The sequence below is a fragment of the Comamonas sp. Tr-654 genome (genome assembly GCF_011752915.1).
Taxonomy (GTDB): domain Bacteria; phylum Pseudomonadota; class Gammaproteobacteria; order Burkholderiales; family Burkholderiaceae_C; genus Comamonas.
Genome location: NZ_VWWQ01000009.1, coordinates 228,871 through 249,290, shown reverse-complemented (window position 1 = coordinate 249,290; position 20,420 = coordinate 228,871). Strand labels below are relative to the sequence as shown.

Genomic DNA, 20,420 nt, shown 5'->3' with positions numbered 1-20,420 from the left:
TAACTCCGAAGAGTTTGTTCCGAAGAACTGGCTGCTTGCCCTCAAACGCCCACGCTTATCGGCTGTATTTTTTTAAGGAACCGAGTGCAAAATCAGAAGAACCGATCTTGAATCTCGTTGCTTGCTGCGATCAGCGAAGCTTTGTAGTGTATCACAACTTTTGCATTCCTGCGCAAGAACTTTTGAGTTTTTGCGAGGCAGTCGTTTGCTGCGATGGGTTGAACTATAGCATAGGTGAAACCCTAGCCATGCCGCTTCTGACACAAAAGATTCATCTACCAGCGTGGTCTTTGCCTGGGCTGTGTCCAAAGACAGAGATAGAGACAGCGGCCTTACGGCCGCTGTCTCTATGGAGGCCAACGATAATGCAGGCACGATGGCACTGATTACTTTGTTAGACGCTCAATTGGCGTTCGGGCACGTGGCCCTGCTGGACCACGCAAATTTTTCCCTGGAGACCGGCGAGCGCGTCGGCCTGATCGGCCGTAACGGCGCCGGCAAGTCTTCGCTGCTCAAGATTCTGGGCGGCCTGGCAAAGGCCGATGACGGCCAGCTCCAGGTGCAGAACGGAGTCCGCATTACCTATGTGGCACAGGAGCCCGACCTGAACCCGGAGCACACCATCTTCGAGTCGGCGTCGGACGGCATTGCGGCCGTGATTGCGATTCGCGAGCGCTACCTGGCTGGCGGCGAGGGCGAGGACCTGGACGAACTGCAGACACAGATCGAGGCTTATGACGCCTGGAACTGGGAGCAGCGCGTAGAAGAAACATTGCAGCGCCTGCATCTGGATCCGAACGCAGTGGTGGGCAGTCTGTCCGGCGGCACCCGCAAGCGCGTGGCGCTGGCCCAGGCTCTGGTGGCCCGCCCCGATGTCCTGTTGCTCGACGAACCGACCAATCACCTGGATCTGGACTCCATCGAGTGGCTGGAAGAACTGCTGATTGCCTTCAAGGGCAGCGTGATCACGATCACCCACGATCGCAGCTTTCTGGACCGCATCGCCACCCGCATCGTGGAGCTGGATCGGGGCGTTCTGCGCACCTACCCGGGCAATTTCTCCCAGTATGTGTTGCAAAAGGAAGAGCAACTCAACCAGGAGGCAGTCATCAACGCCAAGGCGGACAAGCTGCTAGCCCAGGAAGAGGTCTGGATTCGCAAGGGCGTAGAAGCCCGCCGCACCCGCAGCCAGAGCCGCATCAGCCGTCTGCAGGAATTGCGTGCCAGCCGTGCCCAGCGCCGTGATGTGCTGGGCAGCGTGAACATGGATATCGCATCCGGCAAGGGCGACGGCTATCAAGGCAAGATCGTGGCCGAGCTGACCGATGTCAGCAAGTCCTTTGGCGAAAAGAAGATCGTCGAGAAGTTCAGCGGCACCATTTTGCGTGGCGACAAGGTCGGCTTGCTGGGCCCCAACGGAGCGGGCAAGACAACGCTGCTGAAGATGATCCTGGGCGAGCTTGCTCCGGACAGTGGCCAGGTGCGCCTGGGCGGCAATCTGCAAGTGGCCTACTTTGACCAGATGCGTCATCAAGTGAATCTGGATGCCACGCTGGAGGACTTCATCAGCCCCGGCAGCGAGTGGATCGAGATCGGCAACCAGAAAAAGCACGTCAAGAGCTATCTGGCGGACTTTCTGTTCTCTCCGGCACGTGCGCACTCCCCGGTCCGATCGCTGTCAGGCGGCGAGCGCAACCGCCTGCTGCTGGCCCGTTTGTTTGCGCGACCGGCCAATGTTCTGGTGCTGGACGAGCCGACCAACGACCTGGACATCGAGACGCTGGACATGCTGGAAGACCTGCTGCAAAGCTATGACGGCACGGTCTTTCTGGTCAGCCACGACCGTACTTTCCTCGACAACGTGGTCACCAGCACGATTGCCTGGGAAGGCCCCGGCCACTGGCGTGAATACGAAGGTGGCGTGACGGACTGGATGGAGCAATCGCGCCGCAGCAAGGCCATGGTCGAAGCCGCACAGGCCAAGTCCGCTCCCAGGGAGGAGCCCAAGCCCGTCGCAAGCCACTCCGACGCTGCGGCCAGCCCCAAGAAGAAGCTCAGCTACAAGGATCAGCGCGAGCTGGAAGCCCTGCCGGCCACGATTGCCGCACTGGAGACCGAGCAAAAGCAGATTCAGCAAGCCCTGGCCGACGGCAGCCTGTTTGCCAGCGACAACGCCAAGGCCGTCGCCATGCACCAGCGCGACGCGGAGATCGACGAAGCACTGATGGAGGCGCTGGAGCGCTGGACCTTGCTGTCTGAATAATCAGACCATCAAATAAGAGAGCGCCTTGCGCCTGTTAAGTCTTGATTTCAAATTTCCAGAAGCCTGAAGTCATTACCTAACAAGCGCAAGGCGCTCTCTTTTTATGCAATCTTAGATGCGGTGATGCACCTGGTCCGAGCCGCCACGCAGCTTGGTCAGCAGGGCATGAGCGATCTGCGGCAGAGGCAGCACCTCGTCGGCCGCACCGTGGGCAATGGCTTCGCGGGGCATGCCGAAAACGATACAGGTGCTCTCGTCCTGCACCAGGTTGTAGCTGCCGGCATCGCGCATCTCGCGCATGGCGGTGGCGCCATCGGCCCCCATGCCGGTGAGCATGATGCCGTAGGCATTGCGCCCGGCGCTGGCGGCCACTGACTTGAACAGCACTTCCACCGAGGGCTTGTGACGGTTGACGGGCGGCGCATCATCGACCACGGCCACATAGTTGGCACCGCTGCGCGTGATGGAGAAATGCTTGCCACCAGGGGCGATATAGGCGTGGCCGGGCAGCAAGCGCTCGCCGTGTGCCGCTTCCTTGACCGTCATCTGGCACAAGCTGTTGAGCCGAGCCGCAAAACTGGTGGTGAAGCCCGGCGGCATGTGCTGGGTGATGACGATGGCCGGGCAGTCGGCCGGCAGATGGGTAAGCACCTCACGGATCGCCTCCGTGCCGCCCGTGGAGGCGCCGATGGCAATGATTTTTTCGGTCGAGATGCGACCCAGCAGACCGGGAGCCGCCGGCGCACGGGGCGCCGCAGGCTTGGCGCCCGTCCCCGCCGACGCTGCCACACCGTGCGGCACCACCGGCAGGCGATGCACCTGGGCCACGGCAGCCACGCGGATCTTGTCCACGATCTGGCTGGCCAGCTCCTGCAGGCCATTGGCCACACCGACGCGAGGCTTGGCCACAAAATCGATGGCACCCAACTCCAGGGCGCGCATGGTGACTTCGGCGCCCCGCTCGGTCAGCGTGGAGATCATCACCACCGGCATGGGTCGCAGGCGCATGAGCCGCCCGAGGAAATCGATGCCGTCCATGCGCGGCATTTCCACATCCAGCGTGATGACGTCGGGGTTCAAATCGCGGATCATTTCGCGTGCGATCAACGGGTCATTGGCCGAGCCGATGCACTCCATGTCATGCTGGCGGTTGATGATCTCGGCCAGAAGACTGCGCACCAGCGCAGAGTCGTCCACCACGATCACCCGGATTTTTGGCTTTAACAACGCTCAACCTTCCTCAAAACAGATCCACCGAGCCGCCCGCCGTATTGCGTGCCACCGCAGCCGCGTTGCCGCGAGTGATTTCCTGCTGCACCAATGCCTCGGGGTGGGCGTGTGCCAGGCGCTTGACCATGGCCTTGCCCGTGGATGGGAAAAACACCACCTTGCGCGGATAGATATCCAGCACGTCCTCGGAGACGATCGGAATGCGCTCGGTTTGCAGATACTCTGTCACAAAACTGGTGTTGCGCTCGCCCACATTCATGGTCGTGAAATTGGCCATGACCTGGGCGCCACCAAAAATCTTGGCCTGCATGGATTCGCGCCGCGCGCCCAGCTTGAGCATCTCGTTGATCAGCAGCTCCATGGCGTACGAGCCATAGCGCCCCGACACATCGTTGCTGTCGCCGTCGGGCAGCATGAAGTGGTTCATGCCACCGATGCGCATGAAACGATCCCACAGGCAGGCGGCGATGCAGGACCCCAGCACGGTGACGATGGCCATCTCGTCACGCGAGACAAAGTACTCGCCCGGCAACACCTTGGCCGAATTGAGCTGGAAATGCGGGTCGTAGTAGAAGAAGGAGGCCTCGCCCGCCTGGCGCGGCTGGCGCTTGAGCTGCTCCAGCGATGAGACCGGCGCCGGCATGGCCGGATCAGGATAGCCCTGGGGCACGAAGCTGTTACCGCGCAGGGGTCTGGCAGCGCCAGCACCCGGCAGATCCAGCGGAGAGCTCAGATTCCTCATGACTTGCAGCCCTCCCCTTCAGCTTCATTGGCGCTCATAGACGGTCTTGCCCTTGAGCGCGAACAGATCGCGCGAATCGCTGAAATTCTCGGCATGACCGACGAACAGCAACCCGCCCGGACGCATCACCTGATGAATGCGCTCCAGCACGCGACGCTGGGTCGGTGCGTCGAAATAAATCATCACGTTGCGGCAGAAGACGATGTCGAAGGTCTCCCGGAACGGCCAATCGCCGGCGATCAGGTTGACGTTGAGAAAGTCCACCAAGCGGCGCAGCTCCGGCTTGACCCGCACCATGCCCGAGTTGGCCGAGCGCCCGCGCAGGAAAAAGCGGTGCAGCCGCTCGGTGCTCACGCCCTTGAGGTTCTCGGCCCGATAAACGCCGCGCGAGGCGGTCTCCAGCACGCGCGAGTCGATGTCGCTAGCCATGAGCTGAAAGCTGGCCGAGGCACCGAGACTCTCCACCGCCGTCATCAGGATGGAATAAGGCTCTTCTCCCGTGGAGGCCGCGCTGCACCATACCTTCCAGCCATTGCCGCCGGGCTTGTGGCTGCGCAGATGCTGGGCCAGGATGTCGAAGTGATGCTGCTCGCGGAAGAACGAGGTCAGATTCGTGGTCAGCGCGTTGACGAACTCCTGCCATTCAGGCCCGTCGTTGATGCTCTCCAGCCAGTCCAGATAGCTGACAAAGCTCTCGTGCCCGGTCTCGCGCAGGCGGCGCGACAGACGGCTGTAGACCATGGCGTGCTTGCCATCATGCAGGCTGATGCCGGCACGCTTGTAGATCAGGGCCTGGACACGGGCAAAGTCGCGGTTGGACCAGACGAACTCGCGCCCCTGCGCCAGCGGACCGGACATGCCGCCCGGCAGCGCCTCATCATCCTGCTCAGGCCTGGCAGGAGAGGCTGCGAATGAAGCGTTACGTCCCAGGTTCAGCACACGGACCTCTGGCGTGCTCAGGCTTCGGAGGCCACCAGGCCCATGTCGACATTGCCCATGAGCTTCTCGATGTCCAGCAGGATCAGCATGCGCTCGCCCACCGAGCCCAGGCCCAGGATGCAGCCGCTGTCGATGGCGCTTTCGATATCGGGCGCAGGACGCACGGCATCGGCGGCCAGTTCCATCACATCGCTGACCGAGTCCACCACGATACCGACCACGCGATTGCGAAGGTTCAGGATGATGACCACGGTGAAGGCGTTGTACTCCACCTCGGAGCAGTTGAAGCGCAGGCGCATGTCCACAATGGGCACGATGGTGCCGCGCAGATTGACTACGCCCTTGATGAACTCGGGTGCGTTGGCAATGCGCGTGGGCTGCTCGTAGCCACGGATTTCCTGCACCTTGAGGATGTCGATGCCGTATTCCTCCTCGCCCAGGCGGAAGGTCAGGTATTCGCGGGCCCCGGTGGCCACGCCTTCGGCAGTCTTGTTGATGATGTTCATGTCGGCTCTCTCTGCGTTGTTCGGGTTGGCTGCCTCAGTGGCGGGTACGGCGCACCAGTGCGCCCGTATCCAGAATCAGCGCCACGGATCCGTCGCCCAAAATGGTGGCACCCGATACATTGGGCACCTTGCGGTAATTGCTTTCCAGGTTCTTCACCACCACCTGGTGCTGGCCCAGCAACTCGTCGACCAGCAGCGCCACGCGACTGCCTTCGGCCTCGACCACCACCATGATGTTGCTGGTCTGGCTTTCATCGACGCGCGGCACCTTGAAAGTGCGCTCCAGCGCGATTACCGGCATGTATTCGTCGCGCACCTTGACCAGTTGGGTGCCATTGGCCACGGTATTGACATCGTCGGCCTTGACCTGGAAGGACTCGACCACCGAAGACAGCGGTAGGATATAGACCTCTTCGCCCACACCGACGGACATGCCGTCCATGATGGCCAGCGTCAGCGGCAGACGCACGGCCACCTTCATGCCCACGCCGGCGACGGACTCGATCTCCACCGTGCCGCCCAGCGAGGTGATGTTTCGCTTGACGACGTCCATGCCCACGCCGCGGCCCGAGACATCGGTGACCACATCGGCCGTCGAGAAGCCCGGCGCAAAGATCAGCTGCCAAACTTCGCTGTCGGGCATGCTGTCGGAGACGTCCATGCCGCGCTCGCGGGCCTTGTTCAGAATCCTCTCGCGATTCATGCCCTTGCCGTCGTCGCGCACCTCGATGACGATGGAGCCGCCCTGGTGGGATGCCGCCAGCGTCAACGTGCCGTGTTCGGACTTGCCTGCGGCGATACGGTCCTCCGGCATCTCGATGCCGTGGTCCACGCTGTTGCGCACCAGATGGGTCAGCGGATCGGTAATCTTTTCGACCAGTCCCTTGTCTAGCTCGGTGGCCTCACCCAGCGTGACCAGATCGATCTTCTTGCCCAGCTTGCCCGCCAGATCGCGCAGCATGCGCGGGAAGCGGCTGAACACGGTGGACATGGGAATCATGCGGATCGACATCACGGACTCTTGCAGGTCACGCGTGTTGCGATCCAGGTCGGCCAGACCAGCCAGCAGCTGCTGATAGGTCGTCGGATCCAGCCCCTGGCTGTTCTGCGCCAGCATGGCCTGGGTGATGACCAGCTCGCCCACCAGATTGATGAGCTGGTCCACCTTCTTCACATCCACGCGGATGCTGGTGGACTCCATATGCGCTGCGGCAGCCTTGGGTGCGGCCTTTTGCGCTGCACCTCCAGCGCCGGCAATCGCGCCATGCTCCTGATTCTGCTGAGCCTCGGGGCTGCCCGGAGCACCCGCAAAAAAGCCGTAGGCTTCTTCGGCCGGCAGATTGTGGGGTGGCATGGCCGCCTCTTCATCCACCAGAGCTTCAAGCTCGACCACGGGTTCGGCCGCGGACTGCGGCTGGGCCTCCTCGCTGATCTGCACCTGCTCCTTGGAGACGTGGAAGACAAACAGATCGCGCAGCTCATCATCAGTGGACACCGTTCTGACCTTGAACAGGCGGTGATCGGGCTTGGCGCTGGCCTGGTCCTGGATCGTGCCCAGACCCGGAATGTCGCGGAACAGCTCCTTGATGGCGTCGCCCAGCTCCAGGCGGGACAGCGGACCGATCTCGATCGTCAGCTCGCGCGCGCCCTCGGGCGGCTCGGTACCGATCACAGGGCCTGGCTCCGCCTCCTGGACAGCGACCGGAGCCGGTGCCTGAGCGGGTGGCTGCGCTACGGCAGCGGCCCCCTGCTGCACCGGCTCGGCAGCCGCTGCGCTGCGGTTGACCTGGGGAATCTCGGTCAGGCCCTGTGCCAGGGCCTCGATGCGCACCACGAGTTCCGCAGTGGAAACCGGCTCGCCCTCGTCGCCCGACTGGTGACGTGCCAGCAGGCTGCGGCTGGCGTCCGCAGACTCCAGCAGCACATCGACCATCTCGGGGATGGGCGTGATTTCGTGGCGGCGCAGGCGATCCAGCAGGGATTCCATGCGGTGCGTGAGCTCGGTCACATCCGAGAAGCCAAAGGTCGCCGCACCGCCCTTGATGGAGTGGGCGCAGCGGAAGATACCGTTGAGCTCTTCATCATTGGCGGCCGAAAGGTCCAGGCTGAGCAGCATCTGCTCCATCTGGTCGAGGTTCTCGCTGGCTTCCTCGAAAAAGATTTGATAGAACTGGCTAAGGTCGAAGTCTGCGCCCGAACCTGCGCCATCCTGGTGTGTATCCGCCATGGTGTTTCCTGCTGTGATTCGTTGTTATCGGCTTAACGCAGCACTTTTTGAATAACTTCGATCAATCGATTGGGATCGAAGGGCTTGACCAGCCAGCCCGTGGCACCTGCGGCCCGGCCCGCCTGCTTCATCAGATCGCTGGATTCCGTAGTCAGTATGAGGATGGGCGTGCCCTTGAACTTCGGGTTTTCACGCAGTTTGCGCGTGAGACCGATGCCGTCCAGGCGCGGCATGTTCTGGTCGGCCAGCACCAGATCGATGTTTTGCGCCTGAGCTTTTTCCAGCGCATCCACACCGTCGACGGCTTCCACCACCTTAAAACCAGCACTGCTCAATGTGAAAGACACCATCTTTCGCATCGAGGGGGAATCATCAACAGCCAGAATCGATCGCATGTACAGCTCCAACAGACGGGCAACGGAAAACAGGGTAGAAGTTCAAAACAGCTCCACGGAGCCGGCATCCATCTCGCTTTGCGTGACGGGATTGGGCTTTTCGGGCAGGTTTGGCAGACTGATGGCGGACTCCGCCTCGTCCTCGTCCCTACCCATGGCGGCAGCCCCGAGCCTGAAAGCACAGGCTTGCAAGGTGTGTGCCATATGGGCAATCAGCTGAGACGACATGTCGTGAAACTGAAGCTCGGTCACAGCCAGGCGCAACGACTCACGTGCTGTTGCCAGCGCAGTGGAATCAGGCAAGGCAGGCTGCGACAATTGCCCATTGACTTGCTCGAAGCGCTCCAGCAGATTGTGCGTGGCATGGTCCAGCAGCCCTTCAAGACGCTGCAGATCACGCAGCGTGACCAGCAAGGCATCCTGCAGCTCCGCAGCCACCATCACCGGCACGGCAACTGCAGGCACACCCGAAGGGTTTTGCATCGTCTGCATTGTTACTCCAACTGCGTAAAACCATCATGACGGCCCTGCCGCCATGCTCCACGAAATGAACCGATCAGCAGTCCGTCCCCCGTGACCACACTGCCACGACCTGACGACAACAGCCCTCGATGTTCCAAAATGTATCCAATGATAGCCTCCTTGGCGATATTCAATTCCGGAATCAGACCTTGAAAATCCTCCATATTGAAGACTCTGTCGCAGATCAGGCGTTGGCACGCTTGAGCCTCAAGCGCGGTCAGCTACCCTGCACGCTCACGGCCGTGGACAGTCTGCAGGAGGTACGCGAAGCCCTGGAGACGCAGGAATTCGACCTGATCCTGGCGGACTATCACCTGCCCGGCTTCACGGCTCTCGATGTCTGGGACCTGGTGCGAAACCGTGCCGACGCCCCCCCTTTCGTACTGCTGTCGGGGGCCATCGGCGAGTCCGCTGCAGTGGACATCATGCGCCTGGGGATCAGCGACTATCTGCTCAAGGACCAGATCAACAGCCTGCCCCATGTCATCAAGCGCGCCATCGAAGTCCATGAGGCGCGACTGGCCCGCCGCCGCGCCGCGCTGCAGCTGGCCGATTCCGAAAAGCGCCTGGCCGAGCTGACCGAACACCTGCACACCAGCATCGAGCAGGAGCGCGCCAATATCTCGCGCGAGATTCACGACGACATCGGCGGCTCGCTCACTGCCGTCAAGTTCGATCTGGCCTGGCTGATCCGCAACAGCCCCGAAGGCAAGCAGCGCGAGCATGCCAGATCGGCGCTGGAGATGCTGGAGCACGCGCTGGGCGCCAGCCAGCGCATCATGCAGAACCTGCGCCCGCCCGTGCTGGACCAGGGACTGGTGGCCGCCGTGCAATGGCTGGCCCAGGACTTCGAGCGCCGCACCGGCATACCCGCCCAGTTGCACACCAGCCGCGAGCATATGGAAATAGCAGCCGCGCAGCAGGTGGTGGTCTACCGTACGGCGCAGGAATCCTTGACCAATATCAGCAAATACGCACAAGCCAGCCAAGTGACCCTGGATTTGTCCGACCACGAGGGTTTTTTGACACTGGAAGTAACAGACAACGGCATAGGCCTGAGTCAGGATGAGCGCAATAAACCGCATTCCTTCGGCCTTCGCGGACTAAGTGAGCGCGCGCGAACTATTCAAGGCTGGCTGGATGTGAGCAGCCACCCCGGCCGAGGAACCTCTATCATCCTCACCATTCCTCTGGCAGAGACCCAGGCATGAGCCGCCCAATCACGCGCTTGCCCACTCTGCCATCTGACTTCCTGGGAGAGCGACCTTGATTCACGTGGTGCTGTGCGACGACCATGCCATTTTGCGCCGGGGCATACGCGACACCCTGGCAGAGGCGACGGACATCAGCGTCACTGCAGAAGCCGGCAGCTATGCCGAGTTGCGTGAGCAACTGCGCGATGCCACCTGCGATGTGCTGCTGCTGGACATCAATATGCCGGGCCGCAGCGGCCTGGAAGTGCTGGCCAGCGTGCGCGAAACGCACCCTCAGATCCGCGTCATCATGGTCTCCATGTACCCCGAAGACCAGTATGCCTTGCGCAGCATCAAGGCCGGCGCGGCCGGCTATGCCAACAAGGCTGGAGATCCGGTGCTGCTGATCGACGCCGTGCGCACCGTCCACAGCGGACGCAAATACCTGACCGCCGAAGTGGCCCAGATGCTGGCCGACAGTCTGGCCCAGCCTGCCGCCCCCGTGCCGCATGAAACCCTGTCCGAGCGCGAGATGCAGACGCTGCTGAAGATTGCCAGCGGTCAGCGCCAGACCGAGATTGCGCAGGAGCTGATGCTCAGCCCCAAGACGGTGAGCGTGTACCGGGCACGGGTGCTGGAGAAGCTGGGCATGGGCAGCAACGCGGAACTGACCGCCTATGCCATCAAGAATGGGCTGATCGATACGCCCTGAGCCGCTGGCCGCAAGCAAAATCCGGCTTCAGCGCTTTCCCACAAAGCGCATCAAGCTATAAAAAGAATAGTCTCCCACCCTAGATGCCGAAGACGGCCATCCCCTTTAGCAGCAGAGCCACCAGGGGCTGCTCCAGCAAAGGCAGGGTCGCCGTCAGGCCGAGCAGGCCCACAGTCAAGGTGACCGGAAAGCCCACCGCATAGATATTCATCTGCGGCGCGACCCGGGAGATGATGCCCAGCACCAGGTTGACGAAGAGCAGCATGGCAATCATGGGCAGGGCAATCCAGAAAGCGCTGGAGAAAATGGCGCTGCCCATCTCGTGAATCCGCATCTGGGAGATGGCCTGCAGGAAATTGCCATCGACGGGGAAAGCCTCGAAGCTCTTGAGAACTGCCATCAGCACCAGCAGATGGCCATTGATGACGATGAACAGCAAGGTGGCGATCTGCACCAGGAAACGCGCCACGGCGCTGAGCTGGGCATTGCTGGTCGGATCGAAGAAGGACGCGAAGTTCAAGCCCATCTGCAGACCCACCACTTCACCGGCGACCTCGATAGCCGCCATTACCAGGCGCACGGTAAAGCCCACGGACAGCCCCACCACCACCTGCTGCACCAGCGTGCCCAGCGCCTGGGCCGAAGCAATGCTGACCACCGTCTGCTCGCCCAGCACGGGCTGCGCGCAAAGCGCTACCAGGAAAGCCAGCCCGACCTTGAGCCGCATGGGAATGGCTTTCTGGGAAAACACGGGTGCCGCGGTGAACAGCGCCAGCACGCGCACAAACGGCCAGATCAGCGGCGAGAGCCAGGCGGCAATCTGGGCTTCGCTAAAGGAAATCATCCCACCGAACCTGGAATGCTCTCTATGGTGCGACGAATGAAATCCACCAACGTGGACAGCATCCACGGCCCGGCCACGGCAAACACCAGCACGGCAGCGATGAGCTTTGGCACAAAGGCCAGCGTGGCCTCATGCACCTGGGTCACGGCCTGAAAGACGCTCACCAGCAGGCCCACACCCATGACCACGCCCAGCACCGGCATGGAGATCATGAGCAGCAGGGTCAGCGCCTCGCGGCCAAAGGTCAGAACAAACTGAGAGGTCATGACGTTCTCTTAAAAATTCAATGAATCCAATACGCTTGCAACCGCTCCGGCTCAATGTGCGAGACACCGAGGAAGGGCTACCTAGGCAAGCGCCTCAGGGCGGTATCTCATGTAGCAAAGCTTGCCGCCAGAGAGCCGATGATCAGGTTCCAGCCATCGGCCAGCACAAACAGCATGAGCTTGAACGGCAGGGCCACCAGCACGGGCGAGAGCATCATCATGCCCAGCGACATGAGGATGGAGGACACCACCATGTCGATGATCAGGAACGGTATGAAGATCATGAAGCCGATCTGGAAGGCCGTCTTCAGCTCGCTGGTCACAAAGGCCGGCACCAGCACCCGCAGAGGTGCTGTTTCTGCTGTGACATTCGCATCCAGCTTGGCCAGGCGCTTGAACAGCGCAAAGTCCGACTGGCGCGTCTGCTTGAGCATGAAGCCGCGCATGGGGGCTTCGGCCTTTTCCAAGGCCTGCTCGAAGCTGATGCTGTTCTGCGTGTAGGGCAGATAGGCGTCCTGATAGACCTTGTCCAGTGTCGGTCCCATCACGAACATGGTGAGAAACAGCGACAGGCCGATCACCACCTGATTGGGCGGCGCAGACTGCGTGCCCAGTGCCTGACGCAGCAGGCTCAGCACGATGACGATGCGGGTGAAACCCGTCATCAGCAGCAGGATGGCGGGCAGAAAGGACAGCGCCGTGAAGAACAGCAGTGTCTGGATGGGCACCGAATAGCTGGTGCCACCCGCGCCCTGACCTACCAGCAGCGGCAGGCTGGCGGGTGCGCCCTGGGCGGCTGCCATCAGGGGCATCGCCAGCAGGGCAGCTGCAGCAGCACGAGAGACGAATTTAGACATTTCCAGAATTCCGGGCCGCTTCATCGGCCTGCGCGCGCATCAGCGAGTCGGTGAACGATGAGGCAGCAGGTGAATGGGCTGCACGGTCGGATTGCAAAGCCGCGGACGGGTCTTGCAGCACATGCAGGCATTGAATCTGCTGCGCCGTCACGCCCAGCACCAGGCGCACGGCCTGCTCTCCTTCACCCAGCTGCACGGTCAGAACCCGCTGCTGCGGGCCAATGGCCAGCGTGCCCAGCACCTGTGCTGGTACGGCCGAGGCACCACGGGCCATGCCCATGCTGCGGGGCAGCAGGTTTTTCTGCTGCAGACGACGCACCAGCCAGGGCAATGCCGCCATGACCGCTACGAACAGTACGACCAGCAGCAGCGTGGGCCACATGGAAGGAGCCGCAGCCGCAGCCGCAGAGTTGACCGTGTTCTCAACCACGGCTGACCCGGCGCAGGCGCTCGGACGGTGTCACTACGTCCGTCAGACGGATACCGAACTTGTCGTTGACCACCACCACCTCGCCCTGGGCGATCAGGTAGCCGTTGACCAGCACATCCATGGGTTCGCCGGCCAAAGCATCAAGCTCCACCACCGAGCCCTGAGCCAGTTGCAGAATGTATTTGATGGGCACCTTGGTGCGACCCAGCTCCACGGACAGCTGCACCGGAATGTCCAGCACCATGTTGATATCGTGCACCGGCACATCGCCATAGCTGCGAGCGGCGTCGCCCGCCAGCGGCCCGCCCTGATCGGACAGATCGGGGCCTTCTACGGCCTGGTCATGCTGACGCTGTTCTTCCAGCGCCTCGGCCCAGCCGGAGAACGGATCGTCACCCGCGGGCTTGTTGTTGTCGTCAATTGCCATGCTTCTCTCCCATCCAGCTGGTCTCGCCGCCGCGCAGGCTGCGTTCCACACGGATTGCATATTTGTCGTTGTGCGTGCCGTACTGGCACTCGAAAACCGGCACCCCACCAATGGAGGCGCGAATCAGTGGCTCGCGGTCGAGCTCGATAAAGTCACCGGGGCGCATGGCCAGCAGCTGCTCCACCGTGGCATCGGCGCGGGCCAGCTCGGCCACCAGCGTGACCTCGGCGGCCTGAATCTCGCGCGTCAGCACCTTGACCCAGCGGCGGTCCACTTCGATGGCATCGCCCTGGGTGGAGGAATACAGCACGTCGCGAATCGGCTCCAGCGTCGCATAGGGCATGCAGATGTGGATGGAGCCCGAGATATCGCCGATCTCCAGCTGAAACGCCGTGGAAACCACGATTTCGCTGGGTGTGGCGATGTTGGCGAACTGCGGCTGCATTTCCGAGCGCTGATAGGCCAGCTCCAGCGGATAGATGCCGTGCCAGGCTTTTTTGTATTCCTCGCAGATCACATTGACCATGCGATTGATCACGCGCTGCTCGGTGGTCGAGAAATCGCGCCCCTCGATGCGGGTCTGCAGGCGACCCGTGCCGCCGTACAGCGTGTCGATCACGCCGAACACCAGCGAGGGATCGCAGACGATCAGACCATTGCCGCGCAGGGGGCGAATGGCCATGATGTTGAAATTGGTGGGAACGGCCAGCTCGCGCAGGAAAGCGCTGTAGCGCTGCACCGTCACCGTGCCAACGGAAACCTCGGGGCTGCGGCGGATGAAGTTGAACAGGCCGATGCGGAAGTTGCGGGCAAAGCGCTCGTTGACAATTTCCATGGTGGGCATGCGCCCACGCACGATGCGTTCCTGGCTGGAGATGTCGTAGCTGCGGACCTGGCCGAGATCGACCTCCACCACTTCGGAACGCTGGCTTTCGCCCGTAACGCCTTCAAGAAGAGCATCAACCTCTTCCTGGGAGAGAAAAGAATCGCTCATGCACTCCCTCCCTGCTTACTGAATGATGAAGCTGGAGAACAGCACGCGACGCACAGGCCCCTTGCGATTGGCACGCGGGCTGTCTTCGTCGGCGTCCTCGTCGTCACGCGAGCGCTTCTTGGCGCTCGGGCCGAAGCCCAGCGGCGCCGAGACCTCGGTCAGAATGTCGGCGGCCAGCTTTTCCTTGCCCTCGCGCGCCAGCAGCTCGTCGGCCGTGCGCTGGGACACCAGCATCAGAATGCCGTTGCGGATGCTGGGCAGATATTGCTTGACGGTGGAAGCCGTCTTTTCGTCGGACAGCTCAAGCGTGATGCCCAGCTGCACAAAGCGGTCGCCACCGGGATCGGCCAGATTGGCCACCATATTGTCCAGCGGCAGGAAAGTGGGCACTGTGGCCTTGGCGCTGACTTCTTCTTCGCCATCGGCGCTGCTATGCTGGCGCTGCATCATCAGCACATAGGCCGCGGCAGCCACAATGGCCAGCACGGCAACGATGGCCACGATGACGATCAGCTTCTTGCTTTTGGCAGGAGCAGGTGCGACAGGGGCGGCATTGGGATTGGCTGACACGGCGGGTATTCCTCAAGAGTGGGGGACTGCATCCACCCCGCAGCCATTGCTGCGACACGGAAGATCCACGCCTGAATTATTCGCCGCCCGCCCTGCCGACCATTGCCCGAATAAAAGCGCGAAACCCGGCTTCATTCCGGGTTTCGCGCCATATGCGGCTCACTGTTTGCGTGAACCGACTCTGATCATTTACACGAAAAGGTCTACACCGGACTGCGCTGGCCGCGCGCCACTGCGCGCAACGGCGGTGCCCATGGGCAGTTCGGCGGCATTGACCGAAACACGTGACACCCTGGCCTGGCCGCGCTGGGCGCCCTCGCCCTGGCTGTCGCCCCCGGGCTGGGCGCCGGCACCGCCCGCATCCACGCTGACGCCGCTCAGATTCAGACCCTGTGCCTGCAAAAGCTCGCGCAGCTGAGCCTGTCCGTCGGCCAGCAGCTGACGCGCCTGCTCATCGCCCGCGGCAAAGCGCACATGCGCCTCCTGGCCATTCAGCTGCACCTGGACCTGGATAGCCTTGCCCTCATGCTGGATCGACAGCGCGGCATTCTGCGTCTTCTGGTGCACCCAGAAGGCCACCTGCTCGGACACCTCCTGCTCGCGCTCTGTCGGTGCGGCATCCTGGCCTGCCAGGCTCTGGCCGAAGTCGGAGCTGTTCTGCCCACCGCCCTGCATGCCGGCGCTCGCCGCCCCCATGGCAGCCCCGACGGCAGCGGCTGCGGCCTGCAAGTCGGCTCCGCCCTGCACTGCCGCCGTCTTGCCCTGTGGCGCAGCTTCATCCTGCTGGGGCGAGCGGGCCGCACGCAGCAAATCCTTGAGACCTTCCAGGGCCTGCGGCTGCACGGCAGTCATGCCCTGCAGGCTGATGCCTTGCTGCGGCACTGCCTGCGCCTTGTGCACAGCAGGTTCGATACGCGCAGCAGGCGCCTCTTCAGTCACCGAAGCCAGTGCGCTGTGCTCGCCGTCCTGCCCCTTAGCGGCTGAATCCTGCTGCGGCTGCAAGGCAACCTCATCAGAATTTATAGCTGCTTGCGGCTGCGCCGTATATGTTTGAGCCTGATTTGACTGTAGATCCTTGCCCATAAATGCGGCATGCGCCTGCTCGGACCCGGGCTGCAAAGCCTGGCGATGGGCCAGTTGCGCGGCATGGCCTCTGCCTGAAAGAAAGTCGGTGGCCACGCCCTGGCGCAGATCTGCGTCCCCCTGCCCATCCAGCTGGGCGGTCTGTCCGACCAGGCTCATCCACGGCGCATGGCCTTGAGCGATCAGCAGCGCATCCTGCTCGCCTGGTGTCAGCTTCACGTCCGGCACCTCGGCAGGCTGCAGCGCCGTCTGCGGCAGGCCTGCAGCCACGAATCCGTCCAGCGATGCCAGCAGCGATGAAAAACCCTGGCCGGGCTCGCCTGCCGCGGCCGTAGCGCTTTTGGCCGAGCTCATGGACTGAGCCATGGCCTTGCCGGTGCGCGCTTCGCCGCCGCGCGAGCCATCAATTCTGGTTTCCGCCATGCTCAGGCCTCCTGGAGTTGCAGGCCGAAGCTGCGTCGAAAAAAGGCCATGGTGGCGCGTTCGTCGGTATCTTTTTGCTCGCGGCGCATCTGTGCCAGTGCCACATCACGGCGGCGGGCCTGCACCACCTTCTGCAGACTGGTCACGCGCAGCTCTGTCGCCAGCAGGGCCTGACGGGCGGTCTCCAGGCGGATGTCCTGATCGGCCACCACACGGGTCTGCAAGCCGATGGCGTGCTGCAGGCGCTCCATGAACTGGTACTGGTGATGCATGACTTCTGGCTGCACGGCCAGCCCTTCCTGGGCCCCCCAGCGCGCCTGCATCTCCAGGACATAGCCCTGCAGCTGATCCATCTGGGCCTGCGCCGCCTGCTGAGCGCGCTGGCGCTCCTGCAAGGCGGTGCGGGCCGCATCGCGCTTGCGTTCTGCGGCTTCAATGGCGACGTTCAAGGCATTCAAGGACGACATCTGCGACTCTCCCTCTGGCTATCCCGTTTAGTCTCAGCCCCGCTGCATGGCTTGCGCCATGCCGGCCAGGCTTTGCTCCATGCTGGAGCTTTCAAACATGCTTTGCTGCAGAAACCCGGTCATGGCCGGCTGCAGCGCAATCGCCTCGTCCAGCTGCGGATCGGAGCCCGGCACATAGGCGCCGACCTGCACCAGATCGCGCCCCTTCTGATAGCGCGAATAGACGGCGCGAAAGCGGCGTGCCAGCTCGAAATGCTCGCGCGAGACCACGTTGTGCATAACGCGCGAAGCCGACTGTTCGATGTCGATGGCCGGGTAATGTCCAGTCTCGGCCAGCGCCCGCGAGAGCACGACGTGGCCGTCGAGAATGGCGCGGGCCGCATCGGCAATCGGATCCTGCTGATCGTCACCTTCGGACAGCACGGTGTAGAAGGCCGTGATCGAGCCCACGCCGTGCAAACCGTTGCCGCTGCGCTCCACCAGCGCGGGCAGCTTGGCAAAGCAGGATGGCGGATAGCCCTTGGTGGCTGGCGGCTCGCCAATGGCCAGGGCGATTTCGCGCTGGGCCATGGCATAGCGGGTCAGCGAATCCATGAGCAGCAGTACATGCTTGCCCTTGTCGCGGAAGTGCTCGGCAATCGCCGTGGCGTAGCTGGCGCCCTGCATGCGCAGCAGCGGCGGCGCATCGGCGGGAGCTGCCACGACCACGGCACGGCTGCGGTCCTGAGCTCCCAGAATGTCCTCGACGAACTCCTTGACCTCGCGGCCACGCTCGCCGATCAGGCCCACCACGATCACATCGGCCTGGGTGTAGCGCGCCATCATGCCCAGCAGCACGGACTTGCCCACGCCCGAGCCGGCAAACAGACCCAGACGCTGACCGCGCCCCACGGTCAGCAGCGAATTCAGTGCCTTGACACCGGTATCCAGCGACTCGCGCACGGGGTCCCGGTCCATGGCGTTGATGGGGTTGCGATCCAGCACCTCAGGCACCACGCTGCCCAGCTCGCCCGCATGGTCCAGCGGAATGCCTTGCGAATCCACCACCCGCCCCAGCAAGCCATCCCCCATGGGCAGGCGCAGCACGCCCACGGTCTGGCTGACCTTTTCGGTCTCCACCACGCCCAACTGGGGCACGGAAACAAAGGGGGCTGCCGGCGTCACCATGGCACCGCTGGACAGTCCCTGAATATCGCCCGCAGGCATCAGAAAGGCGCGCTCGCCGGCAAAGCCGACCACCTCGGCCAGCACAGGCTCCTGCCCATGCTGATGAATATGGCATTGCGCCCCCACGGGCACGCGAAGCCCCGACGCCTCCAGCACCATGCCGGTCAGCCGGGTCAGTCGGCCCTGGCATTCCAGCGGCACAGGCTCGGTATAGCGTGCACGCGCCTGGCTCATGAACTGCTGCCAGGGGTTCATGCCTTGTCTCCGTCATACCAGGTGGAGACCAGGCCCAGAGCCGCCACGGCACGGCGCCAGCGCTTGTCCAGGCCGCCGTCGATCTCGGCACCGCCCGACTCCACCTTGACATCGCCCTGGGCAATCGAGGCATCGCCCAGCCACTGGATACGGCTGTGCGCACCATGCTCGGCACGCAGGGCTTCGTCGAGCAGCTCAAAGTCCGCAGGGTTCAGGCGCACGGTCACCGGGCGGCTCTCCTCGACCAGCATGTCCAGTGCTTCGCGAATCACGGGCAGCAAGGCCTGGGGCTGGCTGCGCAGCTCCTGGCGCACCACCTGACGTGCGATGTCGCAGGCCAGGTTCAGCAGCTCCTGGGCCATGCCCGACTGCAGCTGCTTGAAGTTGTCTTCCAGACCTTGCAACACGCCGTCGACACGTTGCACGCTCTCGCGGCCCGCTCCATTGATATGGTCGTCCAGGTGCTGCTGCCATTGCTGCTGGGTCTGGGTGCGACCTTCGGCCAGGCCCTGTGCATGGCCCTCGGCGCGCGCCTGATCCAGCATCTGCTGCAGCTGCTCCTCGTCGAAAGCCGGGGCGGCTGGCTCCACCGGCTCCACAGCCTGCGCCTCTGGTTGTGGCTGCGGCTGATGGGAAATAGAGGGGGAAAAGCCGTTGAAGTGCTCTGTCCCCGCCGGGATGAAGGCCGCCGGCTGTGCGGGGGCGAAGACACCACCGCTTTGCGCGTCCACCGCACCGAAGCGCCATTGCACCACGGTGCTGTCGTCGATCTCTTCCTGCGGAATAAAGCGCGAGTGCGAGCGCGGAGGCTGGCCCTTAGACATAGCTGTCCTCCGGGCCGCTGCCGATGGTTACCTGGCCTTCCTCGACCAGACGACGCACGACCTTGAGGATTTCCTTCTGCTGGGCTTCCACTTCGGACAGACGCATGGGGCCGCGGCCTTCCAGGTCCTCGCGCAGCGATTCGGCCGCACGCATGGACATATTGGCCAGAATCTTGTCGCGCACTTCCATGGAACCGCCCTTGAGCGCCACGATCAGCGTCTCGGACACCACCTCGCGCAGCACCAGTTGCACCGAGCGGTCGTCGAGCTTGACCAGGTCGTCGAACACGAACATCTTGTCCATGATCTTCTGCGCCAGCTCGGGGTCGTAGTTGCGGATGGTATCGAGCACCGCCACATCGGCATTGCCGCCCATCTGGTTGAGCATTTCGGCTGCGGTCTTGACGCCGCCCAGCGAGGTCTTGCGCACCTTGTCGCCGCCCGCCAGCACCTTGAACAGCACTTCGTTCAAGTCCTTGAGCGCCGTGGGCTGAATACCCTCCAGCGTGGCCACGCGCAGCATGACCTCGCTGCGTGCCCGGTCGGGGAACTGCATCAGCACGGCCGCAGCCTGCTCATACTCCAGGTGCACCAGAATCGCCGCCACGATCTGCGGATGTTCGCCGCGCAGCAGCTCGGCCACCGACAGCGGATCCATCCACTTCAGGCTTTCAATGCCCGAGATATCACCGCCCTGCATGATGCGGTCGATCAGCAGCGCCGCCTTGTCATCGCCCAGGGCACGCTTGAGCACCGAGCGCACATAGTCGCTGGCATCGTCCACCAGCAGACTCTGCGACGCAGCATCGCTGGTGAAGCGGTCGATCACGAAATCCACCTTCTCCCGCGTCACGCCGCGCATGCGGGCAATCGTCTCGCCCAGCTTCTGCACTTCCTTGGGCGTGAGGTGCTTGAACACCTCGGCCGCCTCTTCCTCACCGAGGGAGACCAGCAAGATGGCAGCGTCGTTCAGACCTCTATCGTCCATATTCAAACTCTCTACTAGTTATGCAACCACCCCGTGCCAGAGATGCCGAGCAAGGGCCGCCCCCGCAGCGAGGGCATCGTCCCCCTCCCGCGAAGC

At 62.8% G+C, this 20,420-nt stretch carries 23 protein-coding genes; 3 read left to right on the top strand and 20 right to left on the bottom strand.

The window, feature by feature from the left end; genetic code table 11:
* The first annotated feature begins 376 nt into the window (after positions 1–376).
* The gene (locus F3J24_RS23625; protein WP_167011139.1) at positions 377–2,263 is read left to right on the top strand and encodes an ATP-binding cassette domain-containing protein; all 1,887 of its coding nucleotides are present in this window, start codon (positions 377–379) and stop codon (positions 2,261–2,263) included.
* A gap of 111 nt (positions 2,264–2,374) precedes the next feature.
* Here F3J24_RS23625 and F3J24_RS23620 read toward each other — a convergent pair whose 3' ends face one another.
* The 8 genes from F3J24_RS23620 to F3J24_RS23585 are packed head-to-tail and all read right to left on the bottom strand — an operon-like array spanning position 2,375 to position 8,988.
* The gene (locus F3J24_RS23620) at positions 2,375–3,490 is read right to left on the bottom strand and encodes a chemotaxis response regulator protein-glutamate methylesterase (protein WP_205244932.1); all 1,116 of its coding nucleotides are present in this window, start codon (positions 3,488–3,490) and stop codon (positions 2,375–2,377) included.
* Between the two features lie 13 nt (positions 3,491–3,503).
* Entirely contained in the window at positions 3,504–4,235 is a 732-nt protein-coding gene (gene cheD, locus F3J24_RS23615; protein ID WP_167011137.1) for a chemoreceptor glutamine deamidase CheD, read from the bottom strand.
* Between the two features lie 24 nt (positions 4,236–4,259).
* Complete coding sequence (locus F3J24_RS23610; RefSeq protein WP_370527769.1) at positions 4,260–5,174, bottom strand: CheR family methyltransferase; 915 nt, start codon at positions 5,172–5,174, stop codon at positions 4,260–4,262.
* 17 nt (positions 5,175–5,191) lie between these two features.
* Entirely contained in the window at positions 5,192–5,680 is a 489-nt protein-coding gene (locus F3J24_RS23605) for a chemotaxis protein CheW (RefSeq protein ID WP_003059117.1), read from the bottom strand.
* Between the two features lie 34 nt (positions 5,681–5,714).
* On the bottom strand, positions 5,715–7,907 hold the full coding sequence (locus F3J24_RS23600; RefSeq protein ID WP_167011134.1) for a chemotaxis protein CheW: 2,193 nt from the start codon (positions 7,905–7,907) through the stop codon (positions 5,715–5,717).
* Between the two features lie 32 nt (positions 7,908–7,939).
* Positions 7,940–8,302, bottom strand: coding sequence for a response regulator (locus F3J24_RS23595; RefSeq protein WP_003059121.1), 363 nt, complete (start codon positions 8,300–8,302; stop codon positions 7,940–7,942).
* A 42-nt stretch (positions 8,303–8,344) separates the two neighbouring features.
* Positions 8,345–8,794, bottom strand: a complete 450-nt coding sequence (locus F3J24_RS23590; RefSeq protein ID WP_003059122.1) for a hypothetical protein — start codon at positions 8,792–8,794, stop codon at positions 8,345–8,347.
* A gap of 2 nt (positions 8,795–8,796) precedes the next feature.
* Complete coding sequence (locus F3J24_RS23585) at positions 8,797–8,988, bottom strand: hypothetical protein (protein ID WP_167010837.1); 192 nt, start codon at positions 8,986–8,988, stop codon at positions 8,797–8,799.
* Here F3J24_RS23585 and F3J24_RS23580 point away from each other — a divergent pair.
* Both F3J24_RS23580 and F3J24_RS23575 read left to right on the top strand, forming a co-directional pair.
* A complete protein-coding gene (locus tag F3J24_RS23580) occupies positions 8,914–10,035 on the top strand; it encodes an ATP-binding protein (RefSeq protein ID WP_167011132.1) in 1,122 nt (373 codons plus the stop codon). The two genes, F3J24_RS23585 and F3J24_RS23580, sit on opposite strands and share 75 nt — an antisense overlap.
* A 55-nt stretch (positions 10,036–10,090) precedes the next feature.
* Positions 10,091–10,729 carry a response regulator transcription factor gene (locus F3J24_RS23575; RefSeq protein ID WP_003059124.1) on the top strand — a complete coding sequence of 213 codons (639 nt, stop codon included), beginning with the start codon at positions 10,091–10,093 and terminating at the stop codon, positions 10,727–10,729.
* A 79-nt stretch (positions 10,730–10,808) separates the two neighbouring features.
* Here F3J24_RS23575 and fliR read toward each other — a convergent pair whose 3' ends face one another.
* The 12 genes from fliR to fliG all read right to left on the bottom strand — a co-directional run bounded on the left by fliR (position 10,809) and on the right by fliG (position 20,324).
* Positions 10,809–11,573, bottom strand: coding sequence for a flagellar biosynthetic protein FliR (gene fliR, locus F3J24_RS23570; RefSeq protein ID WP_167011130.1), 765 nt, complete (start codon positions 11,571–11,573; stop codon positions 10,809–10,811).
* The gene (gene fliQ, locus F3J24_RS23565; RefSeq protein WP_003059126.1) at positions 11,570–11,839 is read right to left on the bottom strand and encodes a flagellar biosynthesis protein FliQ; all 270 of its coding nucleotides are present in this window, start codon (positions 11,837–11,839) and stop codon (positions 11,570–11,572) included. Before fliQ ends, fliR begins: the two co-directional genes overlap by 4 nt.
* Positions 11,840–11,946: 107 nt before the next feature.
* A complete protein-coding gene (fliP, locus tag F3J24_RS23560; protein WP_167011128.1) occupies positions 11,947–12,696 on the bottom strand; it encodes a flagellar type III secretion system pore protein FliP in 750 nt (249 codons plus the stop codon).
* Positions 12,689–13,078: a flagellar biosynthetic protein FliO gene (locus F3J24_RS23555; protein WP_167011167.1), complete on the bottom strand. Its 390-nt coding sequence runs from the start codon at positions 13,076–13,078 to the stop codon at positions 12,689–12,691. The genes fliP and F3J24_RS23555 overlap by 8 nt, the downstream gene beginning before the upstream one ends.
* Positions 13,079–13,118: 40 nt before the next feature.
* Positions 13,119–13,553, bottom strand: coding sequence for a flagellar motor switch protein FliN (gene fliN / locus F3J24_RS23550; RefSeq protein ID WP_003059131.1), 435 nt, complete (start codon positions 13,551–13,553; stop codon positions 13,119–13,121).
* Complete coding sequence (gene fliM / locus F3J24_RS23545; protein ID WP_003065459.1) at positions 13,543–14,547, bottom strand: flagellar motor switch protein FliM; 1,005 nt, start codon at positions 14,545–14,547, stop codon at positions 13,543–13,545. Before fliM ends, fliN begins: the two co-directional genes overlap by 11 nt.
* Before the next feature lie 15 nt (positions 14,548–14,562).
* Positions 14,563–15,117 carry a flagellar basal body-associated protein FliL gene (gene fliL / locus F3J24_RS23540; RefSeq protein ID WP_003059136.1) on the bottom strand — a complete coding sequence of 185 codons (555 nt, stop codon included), beginning with the start codon at positions 15,115–15,117 and terminating at the stop codon, positions 14,563–14,565.
* Between the two features lie 189 nt (positions 15,118–15,306).
* Entirely contained in the window at positions 15,307–16,623 is a 1,317-nt protein-coding gene (locus F3J24_RS23535) for a flagellar hook-length control protein FliK (RefSeq protein WP_167011126.1), read from the bottom strand.
* Positions 16,624–16,625: 2 nt separating this feature from the next.
* Positions 16,626–17,090 carry a flagellar export protein FliJ gene (fliJ, locus tag F3J24_RS23530; RefSeq protein ID WP_167011123.1) on the bottom strand — a complete coding sequence of 155 codons (465 nt, stop codon included), beginning with the start codon at positions 17,088–17,090 and terminating at the stop codon, positions 16,626–16,628.
* A gap of 33 nt (positions 17,091–17,123) precedes the next feature.
* Positions 17,124–18,512, bottom strand: coding sequence for a flagellar protein export ATPase FliI (gene fliI, locus F3J24_RS23525; protein ID WP_167011121.1), 1,389 nt, complete (start codon positions 18,510–18,512; stop codon positions 17,124–17,126).
* Positions 18,509–19,336 (bottom strand): FliH/SctL family protein, encoded by an 828-nt coding sequence (locus F3J24_RS23520; RefSeq protein ID WP_167011119.1) that lies wholly within the window; start codon positions 19,334–19,336, stop codon positions 18,509–18,511. Before F3J24_RS23520 ends, fliI begins: the two co-directional genes overlap by 4 nt.
* Positions 19,329–20,324: a flagellar motor switch protein FliG gene (gene fliG, locus F3J24_RS23515; RefSeq protein WP_003059149.1), complete on the bottom strand. Its 996-nt coding sequence runs from the start codon at positions 20,322–20,324 to the stop codon at positions 19,329–19,331. The genes F3J24_RS23520 and fliG overlap by 8 nt, the downstream gene beginning before the upstream one ends.
* Positions 20,325–20,420 lie beyond the last annotated feature (96 nt).

What these genes read in the sequence shown, in the direction of transcription:
- cheD (WP_167011137.1), bottom strand. Translation starts at nt 4,235, where the DNA reads ATGAGGAATCTGAGCTCTCCGCTGGATCTGCCGGGTGCTGGCGCTGCC.
- F3J24_RS23600 (WP_167011134.1), bottom strand. Translation starts at nt 7,907, where the DNA reads ATGGCGGATACACACCAGGATGGCGCAGGTTCGGGCGCAGACTTCGAC.
- fliJ (WP_167011123.1), bottom strand. Translation starts at nt 17,090, where the DNA reads ATGTCGTCCTTGAATGCCTTGAACGTCGCCATTGAAGCCGCAGAACGC.
- F3J24_RS23625 (WP_167011139.1), top strand. Translation starts at nt 377, where the DNA reads ATGGCACTGATTACTTTGTTAGACGCTCAATTGGCGTTCGGGCACGTG.
- fliR (WP_167011130.1), bottom strand. Translation starts at nt 11,573, where the DNA reads ATGATTTCCTTTAGCGAAGCCCAGATTGCCGCCTGGCTCTCGCCGCTG.
- fliG (WP_003059149.1), bottom strand. Translation starts at nt 20,324, where the DNA reads ATGGACGATAGAGGTCTGAACGACGCTGCCATCTTGCTGGTCTCCCTC.
- F3J24_RS23535 (WP_167011126.1), bottom strand. Translation starts at nt 16,623, where the DNA reads ATGGCGGAAACCAGAATTGATGGCTCGCGCGGCGGCGAAGCGCGCACC.
- F3J24_RS23520 (WP_167011119.1), bottom strand. Translation starts at nt 19,336, where the DNA reads ATGTCTAAGGGCCAGCCTCCGCGCTCGCACTCGCGCTTTATTCCGCAG.
- F3J24_RS23585 (WP_167010837.1), bottom strand. Translation starts at nt 8,988, where the DNA reads ATGGAGGATTTTCAAGGTCTGATTCCGGAATTGAATATCGCCAAGGAG.
- F3J24_RS23595 (WP_003059121.1), bottom strand. Translation starts at nt 8,302, where the DNA reads ATGCGATCGATTCTGGCTGTTGATGATTCCCCCTCGATGCGAAAGATG.
- fliN (WP_003059131.1), bottom strand. Translation starts at nt 13,553, where the DNA reads ATGGCAATTGACGACAACAACAAGCCCGCGGGTGACGATCCGTTCTCC.
- fliQ (WP_003059126.1), bottom strand. Translation starts at nt 11,839, where the DNA reads ATGACCTCTCAGTTTGTTCTGACCTTTGGCCGCGAGGCGCTGACCCTG.
- F3J24_RS23555 (WP_167011167.1), bottom strand. Translation starts at nt 13,078, where the DNA reads ATGTGGCCCACGCTGCTGCTGGTCGTACTGTTCGTAGCGGTCATGGCG.
- F3J24_RS23590 (WP_003059122.1), bottom strand. Translation starts at nt 8,794, where the DNA reads ATGCAGACGATGCAAAACCCTTCGGGTGTGCCTGCAGTTGCCGTGCCG.
- F3J24_RS23580 (WP_167011132.1), top strand. Translation starts at nt 8,914, where the DNA reads ATGTTCCAAAATGTATCCAATGATAGCCTCCTTGGCGATATTCAATTC.
- fliI (WP_167011121.1), bottom strand. Translation starts at nt 18,512, where the DNA reads ATGAACCCCTGGCAGCAGTTCATGAGCCAGGCGCGTGCACGCTATACC.
- fliM (WP_003065459.1), bottom strand. Translation starts at nt 14,547, where the DNA reads ATGAGCGATTCTTTTCTCTCCCAGGAAGAGGTTGATGCTCTTCTTGAA.
- fliP (WP_167011128.1), bottom strand. Translation starts at nt 12,696, where the DNA reads ATGTCTAAATTCGTCTCTCGTGCTGCTGCAGCTGCCCTGCTGGCGATG.
- F3J24_RS23605 (WP_003059117.1), bottom strand. Translation starts at nt 5,680, where the DNA reads ATGAACATCATCAACAAGACTGCCGAAGGCGTGGCCACCGGGGCCCGC.